The 1,061-nt window shown below is 48.4% G+C and carries 1 pseudogene; it reads left to right on the forward strand.

The features are described from left to right. Positions 1 to 1,061 (forward strand): annotated as a pseudogene (locus ABUA47_RS24935) (viral A-type inclusion protein); the annotation flags it as partial.

Genomic DNA, 1,061 nt, shown 5'->3' on the forward strand with positions numbered 1-1,061 from the left:
GCACTGGAGAAGCAGCTTGAGGAATTGCGCGGCAAACTGAAACTGCTGCAGGAGGAATCGGAATCCGTGCAGGTCACTCCTGCAGATGTACCCAATGCGCAGCGCCAGTTCAACGGGCTTCACAACAGCATCCAGCAGATGGCGCGTGAAATGCCCTCCTTGGCCATGGGGCCGCAGATGTTCTTTTTGGCCATATCCAACAACCTGCCGATTTTTACGGACGAACTGGCCCGCGCCCGTAAGGAATACGATGAACTGCAGAAGTCAGGAAAAAAAGGCACACCGGTATGGAAGCAGGTTCTGTCCTCACTCTTTTCCTGGCAGACAGCCATGATCACCGGTATCATGCTGCTGGTGATGTACGGTGACGAAATATGGGATTGGACGAAAAAACTGTTCAGCGCCAAGAAAGGCGTGGATGAGTTTAACATCTCGCTGAAGGAAATGACCGAGATAGAGAAAGACGGCCGTGCCCAGATGGTGCGTACCCGCTTCGAACTTAAATCGGTTATCGATGAGATAAAGAACTTCGTCGGAAGCAAGGAACAGGAAAAGGCGAAGGTGGAGGAACTGAACCGCAAGTACGGGGAATCTTTCGGATATTATAAAACACTTTCTGAATGGTATGATACCATTATCCAAAAGAGTGATGATTATGTACAATCCCTCTTCCTCCAAGCGAAAGTACAGAATTTAGTAAAAAAAGCGTCAGAGGTTGATGAAAAAATAGCCGAGGCAGAAGCGAAGGATGAGAGTGAATTTGATACTTGGTGGGGATATGGAGGAAAGGTTGACCGTTTCTTTTCTTCGGATCAATCATATAAACAGAATAATAACGGACGTTGGAAAAAAAAGGAAGAAATAGAGCGGCTTAAATCAGAATATAACGGATATATATTAGCAGCGGAGAATTTAACTAAGGAACGCTTGAAACTGGAACAGAAGTCAGGCATCGGCGGGCATACCGACCCCAAACAGCCCGGAAAGAATCCGGAAGCGGAAGCCAAGCAACGGCTTGCCACAGAACGCAGGCTGGCGCAGGATCTTGCCGCCCTGCAGGC

The organism is Bacteroides sp. RTP31139st1_H2_RTP31139_211217, assembly GCF_040227615.1.
Taxonomy (GTDB): Bacteria; Bacteroidota; Bacteroidia; order Bacteroidales; family Bacteroidaceae; genus Bacteroides; species Bacteroides uniformis.